Source organism: Micrococcus sp. HMSC31B01 (assembly GCF_001816085.1).
In the GTDB taxonomy this organism is placed as follows: domain Bacteria; phylum Actinomycetota; class Actinomycetes; order Actinomycetales; family Micrococcaceae; genus Micrococcus; species Micrococcus luteus.
This window is the reverse complement of record NZ_KV825268.1, coordinates 1-2,425: the sequence shown is the minus strand read 5'-3', so window position 1 is coordinate 2,425 and position 2,425 is coordinate 1. Positions and strand designations below refer to the sequence as shown.

The window sequence follows — 2,425 nt, the reverse complement described above, 5'->3', positions numbered from 1 at the left end:
CGGGGCGGCCCCGCGGTGGTCCAGGTTCACGCCCATCCCGACGACGACGCCGGGCCCCTTGCCGTCCGAGGACAGCGCCACCGTGGCCAGCACGCCGCACAGCTTGCGCCCGTCCGTGGCGAGCACGTCGTTCGGCCACTTCACGTGCGTCGGGACGCCCCGGGCCGCGAGGCGCTCGGCGACCGTGGCGGAGGCGACGAGCGAGAGCCAGCTCAGGTGGGCCGGAGAGACCGGCACCCCGCCGGACTCGGGACGCAGGTACACGGACAGGGCGAGCGCCGCCCCCGGCGCGGCGCTCCACACCCGGGAGTGCCGACCCCGGCCGGCCCGCTGGTCCGCGGTGGCCACGGCCGCACCGTGCCGGTGCCCCTCGCGGTCCAGCCGCGCGAGGAGCTCATCCTGCGTGGAGCCGGCGGAGTCCAGCCAGGTCAGGTCCGGTGTGGGGGCGTCGTCGGGGTGCATGCCCCTAGATATACAGGGCGTTCCCGAGGGCGGGCTGGGCGGGCCGATCCGCCGCCGGGGCGCGCGGAGGGGCGGCCCGGGCCGACGTCCTCGTCGTTTGTGGGCTTCCTCCAACCGAGGGCGTCCGCGGCGGCCCGTAGACTGGCCGACTGAGCCTCCGCATCTGGCGGACCACCACAAGGAGGACGTGTGACCGATCCCGATCTGACCACCACGGCCGGCCGGCTGGCCGACCTGCATCGGCGGCTCGAGGCGACGGCCGCGCCCGGCGGCCCGGACGCCGTCGAGCGCCAGCACGCGCGCGGCAAGCACACCGCGCGCGAGCGGATCGACCTCCTCCTGGACGAGGGCTCCTTCGTGGAGCTGGACGCGCTGGCCGTGCACCGCACCACCGCGTTCGGCATGGACGCCAAGCACCCGGCAGGCGACGGCCTGGTGTCCGGCTTCGGCACCGTGGACGGGCGCCAGGTGGCCGTCTACTCCCAGGACTTCACCGTGTTCGGCGGCTCGCTGTCCGAGCGCAACGGGCAGAAGATCGTGAAGGTCCAGGAGTTCGCCGCGCGCAACGGCTGCCCCGTGATCGGCATCCTCGACGGCGGCGGCGCGCGCATCCAGGAGGGCGTGGCCTCCCTCGCCCAGTTCGCGGACATCTTCCGGAACAACGTCCTGGCCTCGGGCATGATCCCGCAGATCTCGCTGATCATGGGCCCCTCCGCCGGCGGCGCGGCCTATTCGCCGGCCCTGACGGACGTCGTGGTGATGGTGGACCAGACCTCGCACATGTTCATCACCGGCCCGGACGTGATCAAGACCGTCACGGGCGAGGACGTGGACATGGAGACCCTCGGCGGCGCCCGCTCGCACAACGCCACCTCCGGCACCGCCCACTACATGGCCTCCTCGGAGGAGGACGCGATCGCCTACGTGCAGGAGCTGCTCGAGCTGCTGCCCTCCAACAACCTCGCAGAGGCCCCGACCTTCGAGGCCGCGGACCCGGAGCCCACGGACGAGGACCTCGCCCTGGACGAGATCATCCCGGACTCCGCCAACCAGCCCTACGACATGCTCGAGGTCATCGCCTCGATCGTGGACGAGGGCCACCTGCTGCAGCTGCAGGAGCTGTACGCGCCCAACGTGATCACCGGACTGGCCCGCCTGGACGGCATGAGCGTGGGCGTCGTCGCGAACCAGCCGCTGCAGTTCGCCGGCACCCTGGACATCGCCGCCTCGGAGAAGGCCGCGCGGTTCGTGCGCTTCTGCGACGCGTTCAACATCCCGATCATCACCCTCGTGGACGTGCCCGGGTTCCTGCCCGGCACGGACCAGGAGTTCAACGGCATCATCCGCCGCGGCGCCAAGCTGATCTACGCCTACGCCGAGGCCACCGTGCCGAAGCTGACCGTGATCACGCGCAAGGCCTTCGGCGGCGCATACATCGTGATGGGCTCCAAGAAGCTCGGCGCGGACCTGAACCTGGCCTGGCCGAGCGCGCAGATCGGCGTGATGGGCGCCCAGGGCGCCGTGAACATCCTGTACCGGCGCGACCTGAAGGCGACGGCGGAGGCGGGCGGCGACGTCGATGCGCGCCGGGCCGAGATCGTGGCCGACTACGAGGCCGAGCTGCTCAACCCGTACCAGGCCGCCGAGCTGGGCTACGTGGACGCCGTGGTGCCCCCGCACGCCACCCGCGGCCAGCTCATCCGCGCCCTGCGCGCCACCCTGCACAAGCGCGAGGCCCGCCCCGCCAAGAAGCACGGGAACATGCCGCTGTGAGCGCCCTGCTGGGTCCGGGCGCCCCGGACGAGAACGACGAGTCGACGCAGGCCACGCCGGCGTCGGCCGACCCGCTGCAGCTCAGCGGCCCGGAGTTGGAGCCGGAGGAGATGGCGGCGCTGGCCGCCGTCCTCGAGGCGGCCGCCGCGGCCCGGGCCGAAGCCGCCCGGCTCGCCGCCGCGGCCGCCGA

3 protein-coding genes are annotated in these 2,425 nt (G+C 73.2%); 2 read left to right on the top strand and 1 reads right to left on the bottom strand.

The features are described 5' to 3' along the window. The coding region (locus HMPREF3105_RS09375) for a biotin--[acetyl-CoA-carboxylase] ligase (protein WP_070709359.1) at nt 1-462 on the bottom strand (462 nt) is incomplete at its 3' end. A gap of 189 nt (nt 463-651) precedes the next feature. Between HMPREF3105_RS09375 and HMPREF3105_RS09370 the strand changes: the two genes are divergently transcribed. Next, nucleotides 652-2,235: an acyl-CoA carboxylase subunit beta gene (locus HMPREF3105_RS09370; RefSeq protein ID WP_070709357.1), complete on the top strand. Its 1,584-nt coding sequence runs from the start codon at nt 652-654 to the stop codon at nt 2,233-2,235. Beyond that, nucleotides 2,232-2,425, top strand: a 194-nt coding sequence (locus tag HMPREF3105_RS09365; RefSeq protein WP_141762484.1) for a hypothetical protein, incomplete at its 3' end; no start/stop codon positions are given. The genes HMPREF3105_RS09370 and HMPREF3105_RS09365, both read left to right, overlap by 4 nt.